General features: G+C 37.4%; 28 protein-coding genes. 17 read left to right on the forward strand and 11 right to left on the reverse strand.

What is annotated here, in order from left to right:
• Nucleotides 1-79 precede the first annotated feature (79 nt).
• Nucleotides 80-2,221: a PAS domain-containing sensor histidine kinase gene (locus tag AC0KUU_RS26170; protein WP_043977864.1), complete on the forward strand. Its 2,142-nt coding sequence runs from the start codon at nucleotides 80-82 to the stop codon at nucleotides 2,219-2,221.
• Between the two features lie 425 nt (nucleotides 2,222-2,646).
• On the opposite strand, the gene AC0KUU_RS26175 is transcribed toward AC0KUU_RS26170, so the two are convergent.
• The 4 genes from AC0KUU_RS26175 to AC0KUU_RS26190 all read right to left on the reverse strand — a co-directional run bounded on the left by AC0KUU_RS26175 (nucleotide 2,647) and on the right by AC0KUU_RS26190 (nucleotide 5,773).
• Nucleotides 2,647-2,763, reverse strand: a complete 117-nt coding sequence (locus AC0KUU_RS26175) for a YfhE family protein (RefSeq protein WP_013055148.1) — start codon at nucleotides 2,761-2,763, stop codon at nucleotides 2,647-2,649.
• Between the two features lie 102 nt (nucleotides 2,764-2,865).
• Nucleotides 2,866-3,426, reverse strand: coding sequence for a GNAT family N-acetyltransferase (locus AC0KUU_RS26180; RefSeq protein WP_013055149.1), 561 nt, complete (start codon nucleotides 3,424-3,426; stop codon nucleotides 2,866-2,868).
• A 255-nt stretch (nucleotides 3,427-3,681) separates the two neighbouring features.
• Entirely contained in the window at nucleotides 3,682-4,809 is a 1,128-nt protein-coding gene (locus tag AC0KUU_RS26185) for an amidohydrolase (protein WP_043977865.1), read from the reverse strand.
• Between the two features lie 61 nt (nucleotides 4,810-4,870).
• Nucleotides 4,871-5,773 carry a TIGR01777 family oxidoreductase gene (locus tag AC0KUU_RS26190; protein ID WP_043977868.1) on the reverse strand — a complete coding sequence of 301 codons (903 nt, stop codon included), beginning with the start codon at nucleotides 5,771-5,773 and terminating at the stop codon, nucleotides 4,871-4,873.
• 97 nt (nucleotides 5,774-5,870) lie between these two features.
• Between AC0KUU_RS26190 and recX the strand changes: the two genes are divergently transcribed.
• Nucleotides 5,871-6,680, forward strand: a complete 810-nt coding sequence (recX, locus tag AC0KUU_RS26195; RefSeq protein ID WP_028410123.1) for a recombination regulator RecX — start codon at nucleotides 5,871-5,873, stop codon at nucleotides 6,678-6,680.
• A gap of 282 nt (nucleotides 6,681-6,962) precedes the next feature.
• Here recX and AC0KUU_RS26200 read toward each other — a convergent pair whose 3' ends face one another.
• Nucleotides 6,963-7,616, reverse strand: coding sequence for an SDR family NAD(P)-dependent oxidoreductase (locus AC0KUU_RS26200; protein ID WP_043977869.1), 654 nt, complete (start codon nucleotides 7,614-7,616; stop codon nucleotides 6,963-6,965).
• An 82-nt stretch (nucleotides 7,617-7,698) separates the two neighbouring features.
• On the opposite strand from AC0KUU_RS26200, the gene AC0KUU_RS26205 reads away from it, so the two are divergent.
• A complete protein-coding gene (locus AC0KUU_RS26205; protein WP_013055154.1) occupies nucleotides 7,699-8,013 on the forward strand; it encodes a YfhH family protein in 315 nt (104 codons plus the stop codon).
• A gap of 78 nt (nucleotides 8,014-8,091) precedes the next feature.
• Here AC0KUU_RS26205 and AC0KUU_RS26210 read toward each other — a convergent pair whose 3' ends face one another.
• Nucleotides 8,092-8,247 (reverse strand): small, acid-soluble spore protein K, encoded by a 156-nt coding sequence (locus tag AC0KUU_RS26210; protein ID WP_016762865.1) that lies wholly within the window; start codon nucleotides 8,245-8,247, stop codon nucleotides 8,092-8,094.
• 135 nt (nucleotides 8,248-8,382) lie between these two features.
• On the opposite strand from AC0KUU_RS26210, the gene AC0KUU_RS26215 reads away from it, so the two are divergent.
• On the forward strand, nucleotides 8,383-8,652 hold the full coding sequence (locus tag AC0KUU_RS26215) for a YfhJ family protein (protein WP_013055156.1): 270 nt from the start codon (nucleotides 8,383-8,385) through the stop codon (nucleotides 8,650-8,652).
• 63 nt (nucleotides 8,653-8,715) lie between these two features.
• Here the strand turns inward: AC0KUU_RS26215 and AC0KUU_RS26220 are convergent, their stop codons facing one another.
• Nucleotides 8,716-9,696, reverse strand: a complete 981-nt coding sequence (locus AC0KUU_RS26220) for a metal-dependent hydrolase (protein ID WP_080781581.1) — start codon at nucleotides 9,694-9,696, stop codon at nucleotides 8,716-8,718.
• A 239-nt stretch (nucleotides 9,697-9,935) separates the two neighbouring features.
• Between AC0KUU_RS26220 and mutY the strand changes: the two genes are divergently transcribed.
• The gene (gene mutY, locus AC0KUU_RS26225; protein WP_043977872.1) at nucleotides 9,936-11,030 is read left to right on the forward strand and encodes an A/G-specific adenine glycosylase; all 1,095 of its coding nucleotides are present in this window, start codon (nucleotides 9,936-9,938) and stop codon (nucleotides 11,028-11,030) included.
• Nucleotides 11,031-11,064: 34 nt separating this feature from the next.
• On the opposite strand, the gene AC0KUU_RS26230 is transcribed toward mutY, so the two are convergent.
• Complete coding sequence (locus AC0KUU_RS26230; RefSeq protein ID WP_043977874.1) at nucleotides 11,065-11,289, reverse strand: hypothetical protein; 225 nt, start codon at nucleotides 11,287-11,289, stop codon at nucleotides 11,065-11,067.
• A gap of 116 nt (nucleotides 11,290-11,405) precedes the next feature.
• Between AC0KUU_RS26230 and fabL the strand changes: the two genes are divergently transcribed.
• From fabL to AC0KUU_RS26255, 5 genes are all read left to right on the forward strand, one after another.
• On the forward strand, nucleotides 11,406-12,155 hold the full coding sequence (gene fabL / locus AC0KUU_RS26235) for an enoyl-[acyl-carrier-protein] reductase FabL (protein ID WP_013055160.1): 750 nt from the start codon (nucleotides 11,406-11,408) through the stop codon (nucleotides 12,153-12,155).
• Nucleotides 12,156-12,252: 97 nt separating this feature from the next.
• Entirely contained in the window at nucleotides 12,253-12,546 is a 294-nt protein-coding gene (locus tag AC0KUU_RS26240) for a gamma-type small acid-soluble spore protein (RefSeq protein WP_013081547.1), read from the forward strand.
• Between the two features lie 189 nt (nucleotides 12,547-12,735).
• A complete protein-coding gene (locus AC0KUU_RS26245; protein ID WP_013081548.1) occupies nucleotides 12,736-12,996 on the forward strand; it encodes a YgaB family protein in 261 nt (86 codons plus the stop codon).
• 195 nt (nucleotides 12,997-13,191) lie between these two features.
• On the forward strand, nucleotides 13,192-13,728 hold the full coding sequence (gene ntdP, locus AC0KUU_RS26250; RefSeq protein ID WP_043977877.1) for a nucleoside tri-diphosphate phosphatase: 537 nt from the start codon (nucleotides 13,192-13,194) through the stop codon (nucleotides 13,726-13,728).
• Between the two features lie 169 nt (nucleotides 13,729-13,897).
• Complete coding sequence (locus AC0KUU_RS26255) at nucleotides 13,898-15,649, forward strand: ABC transporter ATP-binding protein (protein ID WP_016762869.1); 1,752 nt, start codon at nucleotides 13,898-13,900, stop codon at nucleotides 15,647-15,649.
• Nucleotides 15,650-15,684: 35 nt separating this feature from the next.
• Here the strand turns inward: AC0KUU_RS26255 and AC0KUU_RS26260 are convergent, their stop codons facing one another.
• Nucleotides 15,685-16,773: an FUSC family protein gene (locus AC0KUU_RS26260; protein ID WP_013081550.1), complete on the reverse strand. Its 1,089-nt coding sequence runs from the start codon at nucleotides 16,771-16,773 to the stop codon at nucleotides 15,685-15,687.
• Between the two features lie 549 nt (nucleotides 16,774-17,322).
• Entirely contained in the window at nucleotides 17,323-18,621 is a 1,299-nt protein-coding gene (locus AC0KUU_RS26265; RefSeq protein ID WP_114897219.1) for a glutamate-1-semialdehyde 2,1-aminomutase, read from the reverse strand.
• 202 nt (nucleotides 18,622-18,823) lie between these two features.
• Here AC0KUU_RS26265 and AC0KUU_RS26270 point away from each other — a divergent pair, with 202 nt between their 5' ends.
• The 6 genes from AC0KUU_RS26270 (at nucleotide 18,824) to perR (ending at nucleotide 23,131) form a co-directional block, all read left to right on the forward strand.
• Nucleotides 18,824-19,837, forward strand: a complete 1,014-nt coding sequence (locus AC0KUU_RS26270) for an ABC transporter ATP-binding protein (protein ID WP_043977883.1) — start codon at nucleotides 18,824-18,826, stop codon at nucleotides 19,835-19,837.
• Nucleotides 19,830-20,621 carry an ABC transporter permease gene (locus tag AC0KUU_RS26275; protein ID WP_043977886.1) on the forward strand — a complete coding sequence of 264 codons (792 nt, stop codon included), beginning with the start codon at nucleotides 19,830-19,832 and terminating at the stop codon, nucleotides 20,619-20,621. Before AC0KUU_RS26270 ends, AC0KUU_RS26275 begins: the two co-directional genes overlap by 8 nt.
• Before the next feature lie 9 nt (nucleotides 20,622-20,630).
• Nucleotides 20,631-21,416, forward strand: a complete 786-nt coding sequence (locus AC0KUU_RS26280; RefSeq protein WP_013055169.1) for an ABC transporter permease — start codon at nucleotides 20,631-20,633, stop codon at nucleotides 21,414-21,416.
• A 93-nt stretch (nucleotides 21,417-21,509) separates the two neighbouring features.
• The gene (locus tag AC0KUU_RS26285) at nucleotides 21,510-21,902 is read left to right on the forward strand and encodes an ion channel (RefSeq protein ID WP_013081554.1); all 393 of its coding nucleotides are present in this window, start codon (nucleotides 21,510-21,512) and stop codon (nucleotides 21,900-21,902) included.
• A 69-nt stretch (nucleotides 21,903-21,971) separates the two neighbouring features.
• The gene (bcp, locus tag AC0KUU_RS26290) at nucleotides 21,972-22,442 is read left to right on the forward strand and encodes a thioredoxin-dependent thiol peroxidase (RefSeq protein WP_043977888.1); all 471 of its coding nucleotides are present in this window, start codon (nucleotides 21,972-21,974) and stop codon (nucleotides 22,440-22,442) included.
• A gap of 254 nt (nucleotides 22,443-22,696) precedes the next feature.
• On the forward strand, nucleotides 22,697-23,131 hold the full coding sequence (gene perR, locus AC0KUU_RS26295; RefSeq protein ID WP_013055172.1) for a peroxide-responsive transcriptional repressor PerR: 435 nt from the start codon (nucleotides 22,697-22,699) through the stop codon (nucleotides 23,129-23,131).
• Nucleotides 23,132-23,153: 22 nt separating this feature from the next.
• On the opposite strand, the gene AC0KUU_RS26300 is transcribed toward perR, so the two are convergent.
• Nucleotides 23,154-23,513, reverse strand: coding sequence for a YgzB family protein (locus AC0KUU_RS26300; protein ID WP_013055173.1), 360 nt, complete (start codon nucleotides 23,511-23,513; stop codon nucleotides 23,154-23,156).
• A 222-nt stretch (nucleotides 23,514-23,735) separates the two neighbouring features.
• On the opposite strand from AC0KUU_RS26300, the gene AC0KUU_RS26305 reads away from it, so the two are divergent.
• Complete coding sequence (locus AC0KUU_RS26305) at nucleotides 23,736-24,602, forward strand: nucleotidyltransferase-like protein (protein ID WP_322551684.1); 867 nt, start codon at nucleotides 23,736-23,738, stop codon at nucleotides 24,600-24,602.
• Nucleotides 24,603-24,974: the final 372 nt, after the last annotated feature.

Raw genomic sequence — 24,974 nt, forward strand, 5'->3', positions numbered from 1 at the left:
GAATTCCGTCATTTATATGGAAAAGTTTTCATTTTGCAGTACAATGGAGGTAGACTTCATTAGATTAAGGTGAACAAACATGAAATGGTTTAAATCTCATACGTTTTGGAAAATCTTCACGATTAATGTGCTTCTTATTTGTACCGTACTGACGCTAATGTTTATTGTTTCAAGAGTGATGCTGCCTAATATTTCTCAAGATCAATATCGGCAGGTAACTGATAAAACCGTCAAGAGAATGAAAGAGCAAATTAACGTCGTCATTAAAGATATTTGGAGCCTAGGCGACGAGGTACAGCAAGATCCTATTTTTTTATCGGATGATGAACAAGAAATAGACAAAGAATTGCAAAAAATAGTTAATATTTCACCGTATATCGATAGCGGAACCATTTTTAATGTAAAAGGGTATGTTGAGCATTATTACCCGAATGATTTAAAGAATATGAAACATGTGAACTTAAGTAAAAGAAAATATTTTCAAGAAGCGCTGCGAACCAAAAAAATATATTTAAGCGATGTTGTTTCAGCAGATACAAAGCACTACATTGTGGTGATGGCGATTCCTATTTTGGATGGGCAGCAAAATGTAAAAAAGGTCGTAAATTTAGCGCTGCGAATTGAAGAAAATAAAAGTTTTCAATCCATCTTTCAAACGTTCGATATAGGAGAGAACGGCTATACATTTATTGTAGACCGCAATGGTAGAATTATTTCCCACCCAGAGAAACAGAGAATCGGTGAAAATGCTAAGAAAAACGAAATCGTTCAGAAAACGATGAATCATAAATCAGGATATCAGCGCGTGGTGAACACCGAAGGTAAGTATTTCTTTGCGTCTTTCGAATATATTCCTGTTTTAGATTGGGGAATTGTCGCTGAATTACCCGTTGAAGAAATTTACAGGCCTTATGAAATGTTTGAAAAAACGCTTTGGATCGTTTCAGGCGTTACGATTTTACTGCTTTCTTTTTTTACTGCGTTATATGCAAGGCAAATTGTGAATCCAATTCATAAACTATATGAATTGGCGGGACAAGTAGCGCGCGGGAATTTTAATCAAAAAATTCCGGAACGAGAAATTGAGCGGGGCGAAATCGGTATTTTATCTAAACAGTTTAATGAAATGATTAGCTATATACGCCATTCTAAAGCGAATTTACAGCAAAAAGAAAATCAGCTGCAGGAACAAAAAACGTTTTTAAGACAAGTTATTGACATTAATCCAAGCTATATTTATGCTATCAATCAAAAAAGGGAATTCATTCTCGTTAATGAATCTTTTGCAATGCTCTTAGGTGAAAAATCTGATGACTTAATTGGACAATCAATTGATAAATATCAGTTCAACCTTCAATCAGATCTTTTATATAAAGGGGCGTTTTCAAACTGTACCCAAAAAGGAATGGTATTAGAAGAACAGTTTAAAGATTCGAAAGGAAACCGGCGCTGGGTCGAAACAGCAAAACTTCCTATCATGAATGAAAAACAGGAAGTGATTCAAATGCTGTGTGTATCGACGGATATTACGGAGCGTAAAAAGGCAGAAGAGAAGCTTAGAACTTCTGAGAAGCTAGCCGTGGTAGGAGAACTTGCAGCTGGAGTGGCTCATGAAATCAAAAATCCTTTAACTTCTTTAAAAGGTTTTGTTCACTTATTAAAAGAACAACATCCTAAAGATGCTTTGTATATAGATATCATGGAAACTGAATTAGAACGAATGAATGGAATCGTAGAAGAATTTTTGATGTTAGGAAAACCTCAGGTAATGAAGGTTGAATCTTTGAATATGCAAGCGCTTGTTCAAGAAGTGTGCTCACTTCTTGAACCTGAAGCAGTAGAAAAGGAAGTAGCTTTCATATTTGAAAGAGACGACCAGTTACCAAAGGTGTATGGAGATAAAAATCAGTTAAAACAAGTATTCATTAATATTATTAAAAATTCTATCGAAGCAATGCCTGAAGGAGGAGCTATTCATATTACGATTAAAGTAAAAGAAAACCACCTTTGGCTGCAGCTTGCTGATGAAGGACAAGGTATTCCTCCTGAACGGTTAGCGAAGATAGGTGAGCCTTTTTATAGTACAAAAGAAAAAGGTACAGGTTTAGGACTGATGGTCAGCTATCGGATTATTAAAGCTCATCACGCTCAGATGACGTTTTCTAGTCAGTTAGATAAAGGAACAAGTGTGGATATATTGTTTCCAATCATAAAAAAGTAGGGGAAGTTTCCCCTACTTTTTATTATTATACTTATAATATATCGAAAGCCTTGATGGTACTAAAATCAATGAAAGTACTAAAGAAGATATCCACAGGTTAACAAGAAGTTAACTGCTGAATTATATCGGATATTCACAACTTTATCCACACTATTCACATTTTTTCAGAAAATTTACATAAAAATTACCCACTGTTATTTCAAGTTATGAAAGCGGTAATATGCATATTCAGTAAAGTTATACACATTATCCACATAATTGTGGGTAAACTTTGTGGATATAGTAGAGTTGTAAAAAAACTTCAATAACATCTATAAAATCTTCGTATTATTATGTCTACATAATATAAAAACGTCCTTCCGATACAAACTGTACAGAAAGGACGTTGAGATGATCAAGCGTTGGATAGAGATGTTTTGCCTCACTTATTTTTTCGTGTAGCCGCCTGCACGGTCTGCTTTTTTAAACTCGCGGCCGTAATAGATTTCTTGAGCGCTACTTAACGTATTTTTTGCGTTTTCTTTTCGTTTTTTTTCAGACATAAAAAAACCTCCAATTAACGTTTTTCGATCATGCTACTTATTTTTTCCAGAATCTCTCGTTTTTAATCATAAAAAAAAGCTCTCCGTTACACGGAGAGACTCTTACGCTTCTTTAAGCTGGTGATCTTCTTGAACGTCTTGTTCGTGACGCAAGTAGTATAATGTATACAAGTCTTTTGGAATTTCGTATAAATCATATACGTCTTCATGTTGATTAATTTCATCGTATAAAGCTTTGTGTGTTTCATTCGCAAGTACTGCATAAGGCAGTTTTTCTGCAGCCTTAATAGACCTAATATTAATTTTGCGAATTCGCATAAAAATTCGTTCTATATTTAACTCAAAGAACAGTTCATTAAAGAACGCTTCTTTTGCAATTTGATTATATCCTTTTCCATGAAACGGTTTGCCAAGCCAAGTGCCTAAAAAGCCAGCTTGGTCCTGTACATCAAATAAATTAATGGTGCCGATAGGGTTACCCCATTCGTCTAAAATCGTGCGAGAAATAATTTCTCCATGATCTTCTGCTTCCATCGTTTGTTTAGTCACAAATAAAAATTCTTCATAGGAATGGGCTTTATGACGAACAAAAGGGAAGACATCAGGATGTACCATGAGTTCGTATAGAGATTGACAGTCATTTAGGTCACGTTTTTTTAACATAACTTTTCCCTCCTGATCGAGGGTATATACAGACTCCAATCAAGTCCCCACCCTCGAAATTTTTTAATAATTAAAAAAATTTCGGGGTGGGAATCGAACCCACTAGAACCAGTTACCTGGTGGCGCACCATTTGCCTTCCCATTACAAGTCAACAAACATAAAAAGTCAACGTGTGATGTTTATGCTTTTGTGAAATTCACATGCTTCTAAACGTATCATACTAAAAAAAATTAAAAAAGAAAATAGGTAAAATGTTAATTTTTTTTAAATAATATTTTACCATTTATCATGGTGAAAATAGGCTTTGCTAAGTAGTGAAAAGGATGATGGCTCCATAGCACCAAATCAGCGTCTTTTCCTGCTTCGATACTGCCGATTCGCTGATCAATACGAAGATTTCGAGCAGCAGCAATCGTGATGCCTTCTAATGCTTTTTGTTCTTCGAGCCCTTCACGTACGGCAATGGATGCACAAATATTTAAGTACTGAATGGGCGTATAAGGGTGGTCTGTTGTAATGGAAACTTCTACTCCTTCATTGCAGAGAGCTTGATAGGTTTTCCACGTTTTATTCTTCAGTTCAACCTTTGAGCGCCGTGTTAAAGTTGGTCCCACGCTTACTTTTAAGTTTCTTCCACCTAGCTCTTTAGCAATTAAGTGACCTTCTGTACAGTGTTCAATACGAACGTCTAAATTAAATTCATCTGCTAAGCGCAGAGCTGATAGAATATCATCGGCTCGGTGAGCATGAATTCGAACGGGAATCTCTCTATTCAGCGCTTGAATGAGTGGTTTAATTCGCAAATCATCTTTATTGTCACTGCTTTTTGCATGATAAAAGGCTTCTCTCAGCATCCCCATAATACCCATTCGTGTAATGGATTCTTTATTGCCATGGCTGTGGATTCGTTTTGGATTTTCTCCTAGCGCAATCTTAAGTCCAGCTGTCTCTTGAATCAACATTTGAGAAATACTTGTTCCGGCTGTTTTAATAACGGATGTTGTGCCTCCGATCACATTTGCACTTCCAGGCATAATGTGTACAGACGTAATACCCGCTTCAATGGCATCTTTAAACCCAGGATCTAAAGGATGTACGCTGTCAAAAGCTCGGATATGGGGAGTCATAGGCTCGATTGTTTCGTTAGCATCATTTCCGGCCCAGCCGGTTCCTTCATCATATAGTCCTAGATGTGTATGAACATCAATAAATCCAGGGAATAAATAGCGCTGTTTGCAGTCAATGACTTCTACTTGAAGAGGAGGCTGCAAGTTTGACCCAATCAAAACAATTTTTCCATCTTGAATGAGCACATCATTATTATAAATAGGTTTTGACGTAATAGGATAGAGCGTTGCATTTTTCAAGAGAATGGTTTTCATAAAGGATGCTCCTATCTATCGGCAGCTTAGTCACCTGTTTTAGGTAAATATCAGAAAATAACTAGAGTAAATCTCGCAATGCATCTTCTAATACAGTATATGTAAAAATGTAATTCTGTTGAATCAATTTTTCAGGTAAAACACGCTGTCCTTTCAAAATAATCATACTCATTTCTCCCATCAGCAGCTGAAGGCCAAAGCTAGGTACGGGCATCCAGTGAGGACGATTTAACACTTTTCCAATCGTCTTTCCAAACTCTTTCATTTGAACAGGATTTGGGGCAGTTACATTAACAGGTCCTTCTATTTGTTCGGTATGAATACAATAATCAATAATGTTGACGACGTCTTGAAGATGCACCCAAGACATCCACTGCTCTCCCGAACCAACTGTCCCTCCTGCAAATAATTTATAAGGAAGGGCGGTAGAAGGGAGTGCCCCGCCATCTTTGCCTAATATAACGCCGAACCTTGTTAAAACAGTACGAATATTGAGTTCCGTCGCTTTTAGCGCTTCATTTTCCCACTTTTTTACCGTTTCAGCTAAAAAGTCTGTGCCGATGGATGGAGAAGCTTCTGTGAACGTTTCTGTAGTCGATGTCCCGTAATAACCAACCGCACTTGCATTTACATACAGGGACGGTTTTTCGGGTAAGGCAGCCATAATACGAAGGATTTCTTGAGTAGAAGAAAGGCGACTTTCCACAATGGCTTTTTTGCGCTCGTCCGTCCAGCGGCCGCTGTTAAGTGAAACGCCAGCTAAATTGATAAAAACGTCTGCTTCTTCTACATGCTCTTCAGGTTGGCTGTTTTCTTGCATCCACTCTACATATTTAAGTTTCGGATCTCTTGCAGCTTTATCTGCATTGCGTGTTAAAATATATACATAATGTTTTTGTGTTAAAAAATGTTTTGTTAAAGCTTTACCTACGAATCCAGTTCCTCCAGCAATAACAATTTTCATACGAACTTCCTCCTTTGTTGAGATAAATAAAAATGTGTATGATACGTTTGGCGGTTCTTCAGCCATTAATTTAATAAGAAATATGAGGTGAAGGTGTATGCCTGTTGTCACAAAAATCACAACGCAAAAGAATAGCGGTGAACGTTATAATGTGTATTTAGATTATGGTAAAGGTGAAGAGTTTGGCTTTGGTGTTGACGAAAATGTCCTCATCAAATATGACTTGAAAAAAGGTCGTGAGCTTGATGAATTTGAATTAACGGAAATTCAGTACGCAGATGATGAGAAAAAAGCTTATAATTTAGCAATCACTTACTTATCTTATCGAATGCGCTCTGAAAAAGAGGTACATGATTATTTAAAGAAAAAAGAAATTAACTCTACTATTATTCAACAAGTTATTCAGAAATTAGTCAGCCACCGTTATTTAAATGATGAAGAGTTTGCAAAAGCATTCGTGTTAACTCAAATGAACACGACATCAAAAGGACCAAATGTGATTCAAAGAGAATTAAAAGAAAAGGGAATTTCTGATTCCATTATTACCCTTAGTTTATGTGAATACCCCGAAGAACAGCAAATTCAAACTGCTGTGAAATTAATTGAAAAGTTAAAAGGGAAATATAAAAAATTATCTCAAGTAATGATGAAACAAAAAATGGAACAAGCATTGGCAGTGAAGGGCTATTCATTTTCTATTATTCAAGAAGCATTTCAGCGCACCAATACAGAAAAAGAAAGCGATGAGGCATGGGAAGCTCTGCAATACCAAGGAATGAAAGCTCATCGTCGTTTTTCAAAGTATGAAGGCTGGGAATATCAGCAAAAAATGAAGCAGGCTCTTTATAGAAAAGGATTCTCTATTGACCAAATTCAATCATTTCTAGATTCCATTGAAGAGGAATAAAGGCGGGACAAAAGTATGTTAGTTGAAGAGAAATCCGAACGATGAATCGAGATTCTTGATGGAGAATCCAACTCGTTCGGATTTTTTATTGTGATGGTAAACGTAAACTTCATGTATTTAGCTGCTTCTAGCGGTTGATGATTGGAGGGCAAGACGAAGACCCCTGCGGAAAGCGAAGTCCTGCACGGAAATCAACCGCCGTGTCATAAGCAATTCCTATAAGATCATTTATACAATGTGTTTATCTTTAGATTAGATTGATGCAGTTATGTTTCAATCTTTTTAAAACAAAATATCTTCCAAGTCATTCTGCTGTTTATAAATAATCTCAGCAATTTCGGAAGCCGAGCGCAATCGGCTTTTATCTTTAATGTGATTGTTATGATCCCAAAAAGGAGTATTCATGCCTCCCATGTAAGCTGCAATCACATGAAGGTTGGTATCTTGATACTCCACTTTTAAACTTTCTGTAAATCCCCTTACGCCAAACTTACTTGCTACATAGACGCTTTCATTAGCTTTCCCGCGAAGTCCTGCAGTTGAAATGATATTCATAACTTTAGGTTCAGGTCTCGTCAAGAGATGAGGCATAAGCGCTTGTGTTAAAAAAATAGTTCCTTTTACATTTGTATCGATGACTTCATCAATGGCTTGTTTTGTATAATCGGTCAAAGGGCCAAAATGTCCAATGCCTGCATTGTTGATAAGGATATCTACTGAATGGTTCATCAGCAGTTTTTCTACAGATTTTCCTACTTCTTCATATTTTGTAATATCTACAGACATCGTATATACGTTGTCTCCTAGCTCATGCTGCGCCTCTTTTAATTTATGGTGATTGCGTCCAGCCAGAATGACGTTGTAGTCTTTTGCGTAAAATTTAGCGAGTTCTTTTCCAAGACCCGTCGCACCGCCCGTGATTAGCACTGTTTTCATTCCCAAAACTCCCTTTTCATAGTCTCCCTTTAGTTATACCTTTTGTTATAATAAAATGAAAGCAAACAAGGGGGAAAACAGCATGTCTGAAAAACGTTACAGCGATATGACGACGTATGAACTTCAACAAGAAATTGGGTCTCTTCAAGAAAAAGCACGAAAAGCTGAACAGCTTGGCATGGTCAATGAGTATGCAGTATTAGAAAGAAAAGTAACAATGGCTAGGTCATATTTATTGGATCCCGAAACGTTTAAAGCAGGGGAAGTATATGAAATTCAAGGAGATCCGGGTTCATATTTTAAAATTGATTATATGAACGGAGTTTTTGCGTGGGGATTTAGGCTTGGCTCACCGCAAAACGAAGAGGCACTGCCTATTTCTATGTTGAAAAAATAAAGGGATGAACAAGCAGCACGAAGTGTGCTGCTTGTTTGATTTCTATATTCACTCTATTTTTAAACGTAAAGCAAGCGGTTATTCTTCGCGCTCATTAGAAGCATGCATACGTTCTTGAGGATGCGTGTTAATAGTTCCATTTGCACGTTTTGAAGCGTACTCAGCTTTTGCTCGAGGTTCGCCTTCAAGCTTAGTATGATGTTGGTTTGTAAAATCTTTTGCTTTATTGCGCATCGATACCTCTCCTTTTACAACAGAAAGCGTTGCGGTTATGATATAGTACATGAGGGAGTGAATAACTCCACATTTATAGTGTAAGTTAAAAGTGCAAACATACTCATAAAGAATTTTGGTAATCGAGGTGTTCTTATGAACGATATATTTGAAAGATTAACGAATCAGCTCTTAAATAAAAACAGTTCGCTCTCATATGCTCAAGCACGTACGTGGGTCGAGCTTTTCTGGGAAGATTTTGAGTCATCTTACGCAAAAGCCGGATATGATTATAAAGGTAAAGAAGCGACGGAAAAGGTTGTTACGATGTATATCAACAGCTACGGAGACAAACTTCATGAAATCGCGGTTAAAAACCCTAAATATCAGCATTTATTAAATAACGATGACTATTTAAAACATTAAATAAAAACGAACCGTCTTGAGCAGACGGTTCGTTTTTGGGTTTCATATTTGTTCTTGTTATGATTAGTGTGGGAGATAATCAAGCTTTTTACGCAATTTTTTCTCACTGAAAATCCAACCTGTGTACGAACAAATGATATTTAAATCGTAATCAAGCTGAACTACGGCTACAAATGGATAGTAGTCCTTGCTGCGGTAGCGTAAATCAATAAAGCGCACTTCAATGTGGTCGTTATATTCATCCAGTTCCCATCTATAAATAGGTGAAAATGAAAGAAAAGCAGATAAATTTTCATCTTTTTTCGCTACTTCAATTACGGCTGATTCGGGAATAGGAACTTTATCAAACGTATCATAAATAAAAATTTCTTCTCCAATTGCTCTTCCTACATGAAAATACTTTTCGGTCGTCACAGCTAAGTGCCAGTGAGTGAAACGCAGCGTAGGAGAGATATTGAGCTTGATAACATCAGGAAACTGTTTTCGAAGCCTCTTGGCAATTTGGTGGCGCATATAAAAGCGCAATCCATAGTAAAATGCCAATAACACATACAGCGTAATAAATGTTGGTCCTGGTTCTGCTCCAATAAACCAGATTAAAATCGCAAGTACGTGAGCTGAGAAAATCACGTAATCAAACGTGTTGATTACGCCAAGCGCAATCCATTTATTTGTGAAAGGCCGTAAAGCTTGCGTGCCATAAGCGTTAAAGATATCAACAAAAACGTGAATAATGACGCCTGCAAAGGTCCACATCCAGAGATGCAGCAAGTTAGCTCCTGGCAGCAGAAGCGAAAGAATGAGCACGATAAGCAAAGGCCATAAAATAACAGCCGGAATAGAATGTGTAATTCCACGGTGATTGCGGATATACTGTGCATTGTTTCGCAACTTTAAAACAGTGTCTAAATCAGGTGCTAATGACCCGGCCATTACGCCAATCATTACAGCATCCATTGTGGCTGTATTCGCAGATACAGTGGGGTCTAATGTTGCAAGGCCGCCTAAAGCGATTCCCATTGCAATGTGTGTACCAGTATCCAGAGCGAACTCCTCCTTTGTAAAATGACAATCTTAGATTATCCTAATTCAGCATGGAAGCTGGATTTAGGGCGAAAAATCTCGCTTTATTACTAACGCAGCAAATTAGCTGTTTTTATTCATTATTTGAACAATTCATTTTACTATTCATATTTGTAGTTGTTATAAGGTTATCATAAAGTTACTAAGATTCAAAAAGCAACACATTGTATATGTATAGTTAATACCTCGGAGGCTATGACGTGAAACAAAGTAAAGATATTGTACAAAATTTCGATATTCGAGCATTTCAAGATGACTTAATCTCTTGGTTTGAGCAGGAACAGCGCATTCTACCTTGGCGTCAAGATCAGGACCCTTATAAAGTGTGGGTATCTGAAATTATGCTTCAACAAACGAGAGTAGATACGGTCATTCCGTATTTTAATAATTTTATTAGCAAATTTCCCACTATTAAAGATTTAGCTTATGCGAATGAAGATGATGTGTTAAAAGCGTGGGAAGGATTAGGCTATTATTCCCGTGCCCGTAATTTACAAACCGCCGTTCGAGAAGTTCACGAACAATACGGGGGAGAAGTTCCAAATACGCCAGCAGAAATCTCTAAACTAAAAGGAGTAGGCCCTTATACAACAGGAGCCATTTTAAGTATTGCATACGGAGTGCCGCAGCCTGCTGTAGATGGAAATGTCATGCGTGTGCTATCGCGCATTTTATCCGTTTGGGATGATATTGCAAAACCGAAAACAAGAAAGCTGTTTGAAGATATTGTGCATGAAATTATTTCAAAAGATAATCCTTCCTATTTCAATCAAGGCATGATGGAACTTGGTGCCATTGTCTGTACGCCAACTTCTCCTTCCTGTTTGTTATGTCCAGTTCGCGAACACTGCCGCGCGTTTGCAGAAGGAGTGCAGAATGAGCTTCCTGTCAAATCAAAGAAAAAAGCGCCGCGTGCTCTTCAGCTTGCTGCAGCGGTGATTAGAGACGAGGACGGAAATTATCTGATTCATAAACGTCCAAGCAAAGGACTTTTAGCTAACCTATGGGAATTTCCAAATATAGAAGTCGATCTTAGTATAGCGCCAGATCATCAGCAGCTTCAGGCATTTATTCAAAATGAGTACGGAGCCGATATTAAAATTCATGCGCCGTTTACCACAATTCAGCACGTGTTTTCTCATATTGTCTGGAACATCACAGTATATGAAGCAGAGCTTGCAAGTGATATCAGTGCATTAAAAAATTTGAAAGTGGTTTCTGAAAAAGATTTAGAACAATATGCATTTCCTGTTTCCCATCAAAAAATCTTAAAAGAATATTTACTTGTTAAATAAAAGAAGCGTGGATAAACTCCGCGCTTCTTTTTATTCAATCATATGATACATGCGTGCCGTGTGTGTAATCTGCTTCGTGGCGCTGTAGCCCGCCCCGTGCTTCAATTTCTTTAATAATTTGCTGATGAATACCTTGTCCTTCAGCATTTAAATACGGCGTCATTTGCTGTAAAGAGTGATGAAAAAACGCAAGCTCGCTGTCTTTCCACTCGCTTTTAGAAATCATTGAAAGAGCCGTCATGTCTCTACCTACATACATTCTATTCACCTCGTTCATTTCATCAAGTTTTATCTATTTTCCCTATATTACTTGTTTCTTATGCGATAAAATCAGTACAATGTAAAGATAATACGATACATAAGGGAGATGACATCATGTCACAAAAGGTAGCACTAGTTACGGGAAGCAGCAGAGGTATTGGTAAAGAAATTGCCTTACGTCTGGCTAAAGAAGGATACGATATTGTATTAAACTATGCACGAAGCAAAAGTGCAGCGCAGGAAGTAGCAGAAGAAATCAAAGCACTAGGCAGAGAAGCATTAGTTGTTAAAGCAAACGTAGGAAAAGTAGAAAAAATTAAAGAAATGTTTGAGCAAATTGATGAAGTATTCGGTCGCTTAGACGTATTTGTAAGTAATGCAGCGTCAGGAGTTCTACGTCCTATTATGGAATTGGAAGAAACTCACTGGAACTGGACAATGGATATTAACAGCAAAGGATATTTATTCTGTGCACAAGAAGCGGCTAAACGTATGGAAAAAGTAGGCGGAGGAAAGATTGTTACCATCAGTTCGCTTGGGTCTATTCGCTACTTAGAAAATTATACAACAGTAGGCGTGTCAAAAGCTGCTGTAGAAGCGTTGACCCGCTATTTAGCAGTGGAGCTGGCTCCAAAGAATATTGTGGTAAATGCTGTATCTGGAGGGGCTGTGGATACAGAGGCATTAAAACATTTCCCAAATCGCGATGAGCTTCTAGATGATGCACGCAAGCATACTCCAGCTGGTCGTATGGTGGAGCCAAAAGACATGGTAGATGCAGTTATGTTCTTAGTGTCCGATCAAGCAAATATGATTTGCGGTCAAACGCTTATTATTGACGGAGGGCGTTCACTTTTAATGTAAGGTAAATGTGTTTTGTGCTCGCGCCTTAAAATATTGAAAAAAGTTTGCATACCCTATTTACCTCCCGGGCATATTAATTTTCGTGGAGGTGATTACAATGGCAAAACAAACAAACAAAACAGCATCTGGTACAAGCACACAACACGTGAAACAACAAAATGCTCAAGCATCTAAAAACAACTTCGGTACTGAATTTGGTAGCGAAACAAATGTACAAGAAGTGAAACAACAAAATGCTCAAGCAGCGGCAAACAAAAGCCAAAATGCTCAAGCATCTAAAAACAACTTCGGTACTGAATTTGCTAGCGAAACAAGTGCTCAAGAAGTGAGACAACAAAACGCACAAGCTGAAGCAAAGAAAAACCAAAACTCTGGTAAATACCAAGGTTAATACCAAAAGCGAACTTAACGTCTTTCATACGGCGATGTTAAGTTCGCTTTTTCTTATATAAAAAGCAACAAAGTATGACAAAACTTCTTGAAACTTTACACAACTCGTCAAAGGAATCTGTCTCACCTAAACAGAATGTTAACAGAAGTGCCGCGTGTATGGTTAAAGCAAATAGGGAGGAGCTATCGTATGAAAAAATTTGATCAGCTAGTGACTCAACAATTGGAGACCATGGATCAACTTCTGTTTTTGCAGTCTGAGATTGAGCGCTGTCAGGAAATCGAAGGTGAACTAATAAAACTTCATGAAGAAGCAAAACTTCATTCTGTGCAAGATGAAATTAGTGAAATGAAACTAAAATTAAAAGAGATTCAATTGACGTTTGAAGCACAAACCGAAGATATTATTCGTACATATAAAAGTGAAGGGGCTTGCTCTACACTTGCTTAATGAACATTGATGTGTCACTTCCTCTCTTTTTTAAGGCTGCCAAGCAAAGGAAAAGTAGGGGGAGTGACTTTTTTGAACTCAAGAAGGTTAGCACATTTGTGTTAAAATGAGAGAGAAACCGTTATAATAAACATAAGACAAATGGAGACGTTATATGAATTTTTTTAAGTGCTAAAATGAAAGTAGGTATTGGAGATGGGAATTCCGGTGGAAGGAGAAACAATTCAAATACACAGCTACAAGCATAATGGACATATTCATCGCGTATGGGATCGGACAACCGTATTAAAAGCAACCAATAACTTAGTGATTGGAGGAAATGATCGTACGGTCGTTACAGAATCAGATGGACGAACATGGGTCACAAGAGAGCCTGCAATTTGTTATTTTCATGCTCAGCAGTGGTTTAACGTCATTGGTATGATCCGTGAAGATGGAATCTATTATTACTGCAATATCAGTTCGCCGTTCATTTATGATGACAATGAAGCGCTCAAATATATTGATTATGATTTAGATATCAAAGTCTATCCAGATATGACATACTCCCTTCTTGATGAAGATGAATATGAGAAGCATCGAAAAGAAATGAATTATCCAGAAGTGATTGACCGTATTTTACATAATCACGTCGAGGAGTTAAAAGGTTGGATTCGACAGCGAAAAGGCCCGTTTGCTCCAGATTTCATTGACATTTGGTATGAGCGTTTTTTAACATATCGGCATTCTTGATGAATGATTTAGAGAACATTATGTTAGGCCGTCTAAAGCTGACTGTTTGATATAATGTTCTTTTTGGCGTTATGCTCACCATCTTTTAGAAGAGATAAAAGCACTAAAAAATCGACGCGTGTACATATACTAAGAAAGCTTGCCCTCATAGATAGAAAGGGGAGATTTTATGGGAAGTATAAGACGCTACATGAAGTTTGTACAGCCATACAAATGGCAAATTGTCGGCACTGTATTAATTGGTATTATTAAATTTGCTATTCCTTTATTGATTCCGCTGCTTTTAAAATATGTTTTGGACGATATCGTAAATGGACATGGCATGTCCTCCTCTGAAAAAGTTCATAAAATGGTGACGATTATGGGGATTTCGTTTGTTGTATTTTTAGTGTTAAGACCTCCCATTGAATATTACAGGCAGTATTATGCTCAGTGGGTATCGAGCAAAGTACTATATGATATACGGGATCAGCTGTTTAGCCATATTCAAAAGCTTAGCTTACGTTATTATGCAAATACGCGAGCGGGTGAAGTGATTTCACGAGTCATTAATGATGTAGAGCAAACAAAAAACTTTGTTATCACAGGTTTAATGAACGTATGGCTTGATATGATGACGATTGTAATAGCCATTGTGATTATGTTTACGATGAATGTACCTTTAACACTGGTGTCGATTATTTTGCTGCCGGTTTATGCGTTCTCTGTAAAATATTTTTACAGTCGTCTTCGCCATTTAACAAGAGTCCGTTCGCAGGCTTTAGCGGAAGTGCAGGGGCATTTACATGAAAGGGTTCAAGGGATCTCTGTTATTCGCAGCTTTGCTATTGAGCCTCATGAACAGAAGCAATTTGATAAGCAAAATTCAAATTTTCTACAAAAAGCAATCAATCATACGAATTGGAATGCAAAAACATTTGCAGTAGTGAATACCATTACCGATTTGGCACCTTTAATCGTGATTACATTTGCTGGATATCAAGTCATCACAGAAAGTCTTAGCGTAGGAACGATGGTAGCATTTGTGGCCTATATTGACCGCTTGTATAATCCGCTTCGCCGCTTGGTCAATTCATCGACTACGCTCACGCAGTCTGTTGCATCTATGGACCGGGTGTTTGAGTTCATTGATGAAGAATACGATATTACAGACAAGAAAGATGCAAAAGAATGTACTGAGCTTCATGGAAAGGTGCAGTTTGAGCACGTTTCATTTGCTTATGAAGAAGAAGAAAAACCTGTGATTCATGATATTAATTTAGATGTAGAAAAAGGAAAATCCGTTGCGTTTGTTGGAATGAGCGGAGGAGGGAAATCCACGCTTATCAGCTTAATTCCGCGCTTTTATGATGTGACAGAGGGTAAAATTCTCATTGATGACATTGATATCAAAACCTATAAAGTACGCAGCCTGCGAGATAAGATTGGAATCGTCCTGCAGGATACGGTGTTGTTTAGTGACACGGTTAAAAACAATATACTGCTTGGAAAGCCAGGAGCGACAGATGAAGAAGTAATTGCTGCGGCAAAGGCCGCAAATGCCCACGATTTTATTATGAATTTGCCCGAAGGATATGATACAAAAGTGGGAGAGCGGGGAATGAAGCTATCAGGGGGACAGAAGCAGCGTATTTCCATTTCGCGCGTATTTTTAAAAAATCCAGCTATTCTTATTTTTGATGAAGCCACTTCAGCTCTAGATTTGGAAAGTGAGCACTATATTCAAGAAGCATTAGCTGAACTAGCAAAAGACCGTACGACTTTCATTGTAGCCCATCGTTTATCTACAATTACTCATGTTGATGAAATTGTACTTTTAGAAAATGGAAGGGTAGTCGAACGAGGTTCTCATGAGGAGTTAATTAAGAAAAAAGGTCATTACTATCAGCTCTTTAACGTTCAGCAGCTTGATACAATTTAAAAACACCACCTATTGTCTAACAATAGGTGGTGTTTTTAATCTTCTTGTCGCTGATGATTAATATCAAATGAGTTAGCATCCTTGTGATAGTTTTGGAACGTATCAATCAGCTTATCAAGATGCTCTAACTCTTCACTATACTCAATGATGACAGAAATTAAAGGGAAGATATGATAAATAACCTTATTCTCTTCATCATTATCGTATATTTTGTACTGCATAAATTTATCGATTAAAGCTCGTTTTCCAACGCAGGCTTCGTTTGGTACAGTAGTGGTTGGCTGTACGCGTAATTTCCCAATGAATTTTAATAATACTTGCTCATGATACATTAACAGGCACTCAACTTCAGATTTGATTAAATCTTGAAATTGCTGCGGCATGACTTGAAGATCATTTTCCACTCGGTGAAGTAGTTTCAAGGTTGTAAGAGCTCGTGTTGTTACGGTAATCATTTGACGAAATAAAACGAGCTTGCGTGACTTAACAAAACGTTTTTTGGTTGAATAAGTGCGTTCTTCTTTGTAAAAATCAAAGATTTGATTCATTTTAGCCACATTGTCTTTCATTTTTTCAATGTCTTCTTTTAACAATGTGTGCTCAGATGCGTGATAAAGATTCATGCGAATCCATTTAATAATTTCTTCCGTTGTGCTTACAATTTTATAATACAATCTTGTTTCATACTTTGGCGGAATAAAAATAAGATTGACAATAAATGCTGAGAATACCCCAAGTAACACTGTACCAAAGCGTATAAGTGCATATTCAACGAAATTATCTCCTGGATTTTCCATGATTGCAATTACTGTCACAAGCGCAAGCCCAATTGTATTATTAATACGTAATTTTAAGTTGACTGCAATGACAACAACAGCGGTAAAACCAATAATGATGGGATGGGTACCAAAAATAAGTCCAAAACAAACTGCAGAAGCAGCTCCAATCACATTCGCCTGTATTTGCTCCAATATTGTTAAATAAGATCTGTAAATAGACGGTTGAATTGCAAAAACTGCCGCAATTGCCGCAAATATTGGAGATGGTAAACTTAGAAATTCACCTAATAACAATGAAAGTGTAATGGCAATTCCCGTTTTTAAGATGCGGGCACCAAGTTTCATGTGCGTTCGTAGTTCCTTTCTGTAAAAAAGTTTTTTCGTTATGAAGAATGTTCCCCAAAACAAATGATAAATTGCAAAAATCAATCCTTCTTTATTACATAACCTGTTGGAAATAATATAAACAATAACATACTATACAAGGTTTAAGAATGGATATCAAGAGAAAACAAGCAGAAAAATAAGGGTATTTCTCGGGATTTTTCGACAGGCTGACAAAAAGGAGATGACGCGTAAGAAATGGTTATGAAAGGTGGGAATGTTCTATAAGAAAACCCGAAGGTAAAACGAAAAAGAGGTCGAGACATAACGAAATAAATCCAATCTAAAGACGAACAAATGAGATACATGAGCTGAACCGCTTGTGACACAGCAGTTGATTTCCGCAGCAGTCTTCGACTTGCCCTTCAATCAACTGCTAGAAAGACCTATACACACGAAACCTGCGTTTACCCTAACAAAAAAAACGAACCACTAATCAAACATCTTGATCAATGGTTCGTTTTTCACTTCGTCTAAAATCCTTTTATCTCAGCCTCTTTAGAATAAGAATTAGCGTTCTTCACTTAATTGTTTAAATGCTTTTTCGACTGCTTCTAACGTGTCGGTAATATCTTGTTCTGTATGAGCTGTAGTAAGGAACCATGCTTCATATTTCGAAGGAGCTAAGTTGACACCTTGGTGGAGCATTAGTTTAAAGAAGCGTGCAAATAATTCGCCGTCTGTATTTTCTGCTTGTTCATAGTTTTTGACCGTTTCTGTTGTAAAGTAGAGAGTAAGAGCGCCTTTCAATCGATTGATAGTGATCGGCATGTTATATGTACGAGCATGTTTTAAAATACCTTCTTCGAGCATCGCCCCTAGCTTATCCAACTGTTCATAAACACCTTCTTGCTTTAGTACTTCTAGGCAAGCAATCCCAGAAAGAATAGAAGCTGGGTTTCCTGCCATTGTACCTGCTTGATAAGCGGGTCCAAGCGGCGCCACTTTTTCCATGATTTCTTTTTTACCGCCGTAAGCTCCGATTGGAAGGCCACCGCCGATGATTTTTCCAAATGCAGTGAGATCAGGTTTTACACCAAGTAAATCTTGAGCTCCACCGTACATAAAGCGAAACGCTGTAATAACTTCATCGTAAATAACAAGTGCTCCAGCTTCGTGAGTTAATTCATTAACTTGTTCTAAAAAGCCAGGTTCCGGCTCAACAATTCCGAAGTTTCCAACGATTGGTTCTACTAAAACAGCTGCAATCTGATCGCCCCATTTTTCTAATGCTTCCTTGTAAGGCTCAATGTCGTTAAAAGGAACTGTGATGACTTCGTTAGCGATACTTTTTGGTACACCAGCAGAGTCAGGAGTGCCGAGTGTAGAAGGACCAGATCCAGCTGCTACTAATACAAGGTCAGAATGGCCGTGGTAGCAACCTGCAAATTTAATAATTTTATCGCGTCCAGTATAAGCGCGTGCTACACGGATCGTTGTCATAACGGCTTCTGTCCCAGAGTTGACGAAGCGCACTTTATCCAATGCGGGCATCGCTTCTTTGAGCATTTTAGCAAATGTGACTTCATGAGCAGTTGGCGTACCGTAAAGAACACCCGTTTCAGCTGCTTTTGTAATAGCTTTCGTGATATGAGGATGAGCGTGTCCCGTAATAATAGGACCGTAAGCTGCTAAATAGTCAATATATTTATTTCCATCAACGTCCCAGAAATAAGCTCCGTTTGCCTTCTCCATTGCAATAGGCGCTCCGCCTCCTACGGCTTTATATGAACGTGAAGGGCTGTTAACGCCGCCTACAATATGCTCGAGCGCTTCAGCGTGTAATTGTTCTGATTTTGTAAATTGCATAGTATGCCTCCTAATGAAAAGTTCAACTTCTCTATTCTATCAAACTTATTTGTTTCTTGAAAAACATTCGAGAACGTGTATGATAGAAATTTGTGAGCTAACTGCTAGAAAATAGTTCCTCGTCTCTTGGAGGAGTTGCTAGCAAGGGCGCCGGAAACAATAAAAGAAACCACTAATACGTCGACGTAACGGAGGGAATACAATGAAAAATGCTATTGAGGTGAATCAACTTCGGAAAGAATTTAAAGCCTATTCTAGCCGCTCTGGCCTTAAAGGGGCATTCCGGGATCTATTTACCCGTAATTATAGAGTCATGAAAGCTGTGAACGATATATCGTTTACCGTAAAACAAGGGGAAATGGTAGGGTATATAGGAGAAAACGGAGCGGGGAAATCGACCACAATCAAAATGCTGACAGGAATCTTAACTCCTACTTCAGGCGACATTACCGTAAATGGAATGAATCCTCATAAGGAAAGAGAAAAGTTTGCCCAAACGATTGGTGTTGTTTTTGGTCAACGCTCTCAGCTATGGTGGGATATTGCCGTACAAGAATCTTTTCGCCTGTTAAAAAAAGTATACAAAGTGTCAGATGAAGATTATAACGCTCATATGGAGCACGTTATTCAAACGTTAGATATTGGACCGCTGCTAGATAAGCCGGTGCGAAAGCTTTCTCTAGGTCAAAGAATGCGCTGTGAGCTGGCTGCTGCTCTTATTCATAATCCGCCGCTTCTATTTTTAGATGAACCGACGATTGGTTTAGATGTACTAGTTAAATTAAAAATCCGCCAATTTTTAAAAGAAATTAATGAAAAATATAATACGACGATTTTGCTTACGACACATGATTTAGCAGATATTGAAGCTTTATGTGAACGCGTTGTAATGCTGGATGAAGGCAGTATTATTTATGACGGATCGCTGCAAAAGCTGCGTTCGAATTGGGGAGACCTTAAACAAGTTACGTTTGAATTTGGAACCGCGCCAAATAACGAGCAGTTGAAGCTATTGACGCAAGGGATGCCTGTTAACTGGATTGAAGGTGATCAAAAATATTTGTGGACAGCGCAGCTTCAAAATAAAGGGGACTTGATGTCACAGCTGATTGCTAAAGTGGTGGCAAAGCATGAAATCAGTGATATTAACATTGAAGAAATTTCAACGGAAGAAATTATCCGCAACATTTATGAAGAAGGTGTTGTGAATGGATAAATATATAGAGATGATACGCATTCGCTTTTTAATGATGCTGGCGTATCGGACGAATTATTACAGCGGAATATTGATTTATGCGATTAATATTGGTGCTTACTACTTTTTATGGTCCGCTATTTATGGAGGAAAAGAGAATATTCAAGGGTTATCCATTACCCAAATGACAACGTATGTAGCCGTTTCATGGATGGCAAGAGCCTTTTATTTTAATAACATTGACCGTGAAATGGCAATGGAAATTAAAGATGGCAAAGTGGCAGTAGAGTTAATTAAGCCTTATAGCTACCTTGGTATGAAAACAATGCAAGGACTGGGAGAAGGGATTTTTCGGCTGCTGTTTTTCTCAGTGCCCGGAATGATTATTGTCGCGTTTTTATTTCCAGTACAGTTCTCAGCAAATGCAGCAACATGGCTTTATTTTGGACTGTCTTTAATTTTTAGTTTCATTATTAATACACAAATTAATTTATTAACGGGTATTACGACTTTCTTTCTCTTTAACAATGATGGACTCATTCGAGCGAAGCGCGTTGTTATTGATTTGTTTTCAGGACTTCTTCTGCCCATCAGCTTCTATCCTTTCTGGGCGCAACATATTATGAGCTATTTCCCTTTTCAAGCCATTAGTTATATTCCGAGCATGATTTTCACAAATGGATTTAAAGGGCAGGAAGTAATAAATGCTCTTATTACACAAGCAGTTTGGTCAGGACTTCTATTTATCCCTATTGCATGTTTGTGGAACATAGCGAAGAAAAAAATGGTTATTCAAGGAGGGTAGTCTATGAAAATGTTTTATTTTTCGATTTTCTTTCAGTACATTAGTCAATATATGAAAACAAGGCTTCAGTACCGCACCGACATGGTAGTTGAAATCATTTCAGACTTATTGTTTCAAACAGTTAATTTGATTTTTATTTTAGTCGTATTTGGACATACTCAGTCGCTGCACGGATGGTCACGAGAGGAAATTATCTTTATTTATGGTTTCTTTTTGGTCCCTTTTGCTATTTTTTCGTCTTTCTTTAACATTTGGGATTTCAACGAGCGGTACATTGTTAAAGGAGAAATGGATCGAATTTTAACAAGGCCGATTCACAGTTTGTTTCAAGTTATTTTAGAGCGAATGGAACTAGAATCATTGTTTGGTGGTATCACAGGGATTGCAGTAATGGCTTACGCTGCTTCTTCTTTACATCTTCATTTCCAGTGGTATGATGTTTTTATTTTTCTATTATTTATTTTAGGAGGAGCGCTTGTATACGCAGGAATTTTCATCGCCTTAGCAAGCATAGGCTTCTGGTCGGATGCCAGAACCTCTATTATGCCTACTATTTATAATATTGGAAACTACGGAAGGTATCCTGTAGATATTTATAATAATGTCATCCGATATGTTTTAACGTGGATTCTTCCTTTTGCATTTGTAGGCGTATATCCAGCTGCTTATTTCTTAGGAAGATCAGAATGGTATGGATATGCATTTTTAACCCCAGTTATGGGAATCGTCTTTTTTGTAATCTCTATTTTCTTATGGAATACAGGGGTCAAAAAATACAGAGGAGCAGGCAATTAAATGCCTGCTCTTTTTCGTGGCTTCGGAGTAGTAATGAATGGACAAGAACGCGCGTATAGTGGTAGTAAGAGTATAAATTAAAGGAGTAGAATGATGGTTATTTTTCTAATCCTCGTTATCATTGTTTTTGTAATTGGTAGTATGAAGTTTCTCTTTGAAAAAGAACTTGGAGAATTTCATTTTTTCTCAATTGGTCATTTCTTTGTCTTGTTTTATTCATATATTACAGTTTTATTGGGATTTAGCCTTATTTATACAGTATGTGAGATGGGGAGTATTCCAGTATTAAGCGGAGGGTTTGAACATGAAGGTCATTATTTCTATACCCTGTTTAACAGTATGTATTTCAGCGCAGCGACGTTATTTTCAGTAGGCTACGGAGATATGTATCCGGTTGGAATTGGGAAATTATTTGCAACTTTTGAAGCGTTTATCGGCTATATTATGCCTGCAATCTTTGTGATGCGGACTGTTACCCGTACTTAAACTTGTCATCTTATCTAATATTGGGTACGCTATTCAAAGAAAATGAAAAGCGTAAAGGAGAAGATAAATATGACAGCTGTAGTTGGAGAAAAAGCACCCGATTTTGTATTGATGTCTACAAATGGAGAGCAAGTATCACTAGCGTCGATGAAAGGCAAAAACGTTGTGCTGTATTTTTATCCGAAAGATATGACGCCAGGCTGCACAACAGAAGCCTGTGATTTCAGAGATCAGCATGAAAATTTTGAAGAGCTAGATGCGGTGATTCTAGGAGTGAGCCCGGATCCAATCGACAAACACCATAAGTTTATTGATAAGCACGGCCTTCCATTCTTACTTTTAGCTGACGAAGATCACAGCGTAGCTGAAGAGTATGGAGTATGGACACTGAAAAAAAACTTTGGAAAAGAATATATGGGCATTGAACGCTCCACTTTTATCATTGATAAAGAAGGAATGCTCGTAAAAGAATATCGCAAGGTTCGAGTGAAAGGGCATGTGGAAGAAGCTTTATCATTTATTAAAGAAAAAATGGCATAAAAACAGGCAGATAACTAGAGCAGTTTTAGTCTTTGAACATACAATATCAGTGTAGGGCATACCTCCTCAGATGTTAATATATTTAAAAGTGTGGATTGAATTCCACACTTCTTTTTTTGAATAAAATATATGAAAAATTTCTACTTGTTACATAAAATAGGAATAGGCATCAAGTTGACAAAACGTGGGTAAAACATGTAGACTAATTATAAGAATTATAAAGTAATAATACTTACAGAAGAGGGGTGCATGACGTGTCCAATCATTTACAAGAAGCCCTTGAAACGTTAAAAGGTACTGGCGTTCGTATTACACCACAACGTCATGCTATTTTAGAGTATTTAATCAATTCAATGACACATCCAACAGCAGATGATATTTATAAAGCGCTGGAAGGTAAGTTTCCAAATATGAGTGTAGCGACCGTTTACAATAATTTAAGAGTATTTCGCGAAGTAGGTATTGTAAAGGAACTAACATACGGTGATGCATCAAGCCGGTTTGATTATGTTACAACAGAGCATTACCATGTGATTTGCGAAAGCTGCGGAAAAATTGTGGATTTTCATTATCCTGGTTTAGACGAAGTAGAAAAGCTGGCTGCTCATATTACTGACTTTGATATTAGTCACCACCGAATGGAAATTTACGGAACGTGTCCTGATTGTACGGCTAAAAAAGCGCATTAATAAGCTGATAGTAGTGATACTATCAGCTTTCTTTTTGTTTTTTTCTATTATACTTTTCGTCGAATTGTTTTCCTTCAAGAGACTGGTCAAGCGTAAGCGGCTCGTTGCAATACATACACATATCTACGCGCCCTAGCATTTTGGTTTGCTTTTGACATGTAGGGCAGGTTACTTGAACCGCTTTTGTAGAAAGCATGCCAATCCAGAAATAAACGCCGGTACTAGCTACGATGCACAGCAAACCCAAAAGCATAAAAATAGTCATTAGCCAGACTGAAGACCGAAAGAAAATTCCCCCATACATAACAATGAAACCAACAAAGATCAGACTGAGTGCAAACGTGCGAATCTTGTTAATTTTATTTGAATACTTTATCCCCATCAGTATCCCCCCTGTTACCAATATATCATAGAGTGAGACAATGAATGATGATAAAAATTGAATCTTCGGAAAATTATCGTTGGTTTTTGAGCTTTCTGAATGATTTCCATAATTCTGAGTGGGATATCCGTTATACATCGTATATAATAAAAAAAGAAATCTTAGTCCATAGCCTTTAAAATTTTGAAAAATATTTGTTTATTACAGTTAGGAGAGCTCAAAATGGAAGATGTTTTACGGCCAATATATCAAGAAAGAGCTAGCAATAAAGACACACTAGGTATTTTACTGATTGAAAAAAAGAAATCAGAATCTCCAGTGACGGATAATTTGGATGCTATCTTATTTATTGTGACCAAAACTACAGAAACTTCTCTTTTTATTAAACAATACGAATATGAAAATGAGCGTGCGGCACTTTATATGACTTCTGAACAGCAAATGAGTGAATGGATTATGAATGGGACGAACCGCCGTATTATTGATTGGATCTTAAATGGTAAAGTGCTATTTGATCGAAACGAATATATGGAAAACTTAAAGAAACGCTTAATTGATTTTCCTAGAGAAGATCGGACAAAGAGAATAGGTGTCGAGTTTGCTAAGTTGATTCGCCGATTTAAAGAAGGAAAAGACTTTTATGCGTCTAATCATTATTTAGATGCATTCAATCATGTCATTCATGCTCTTCATCATTTAGCACGACTGTCTGTGTTGGAAAATGGATTTCATCCAGAAGTGACAGTGTGGAACCAAGTGAAAAAAATAGAACCTGAAATTCATCGTCTTTACGAAGAGCTAATTATTAGCCAAGAAGAGGTTAGCAAGCGTTTAGAGCTGCTTTTCTTAGCGAGTGAATTTCTAGTAAATAAAAAAACTGAATTAGGTGCCAAGCATCTTGTTCATATTATGAAAAGCGAAAAGCAGGAATGGACGTTTAATGAACTGGTTCATCATCCCGAAATACGCCCTTATGCTATTGATTTAGGAATACTTCTTGAGTTTTTAATTGAAAAAGATATCATTATGGTAAAAAAAGTAGAAACAAAAGGAAAGAGTTTGTACCATAGACACTATGTGGCGAAATGATAGAGAGGATAAAGGGTATCTGATACGGTGCGGTTATGACGTGTAGATACCCTGACATATGACTTTATAGCCTTGATAAAAGGTTTTTCTAAAAAAACACGATTTATTTTAAAAAATCTATTGACGCTTTAAAATATCCGTGGTAAATTTATATACGTCGCCAATGAGCGATACTAAATTTATCAAAAACTTGAAAAAACTTCTTAAAAAAGTTGTTGACAAGAAAGAGATAAACTGGTAAGATTAAAAAGTCGCTTAAGAGCGGCGGTTGAACTTTGAAAACTGAACAAAGCGACAAACGTCAACGTTAATTTTTATTTTTTAAATTGAGCAAGTCAAACATTTCTTCGGAGAGTTTGATCCTGGCTCAGG

This window comes from Priestia sp. ST2 (genome assembly GCF_055810735.1).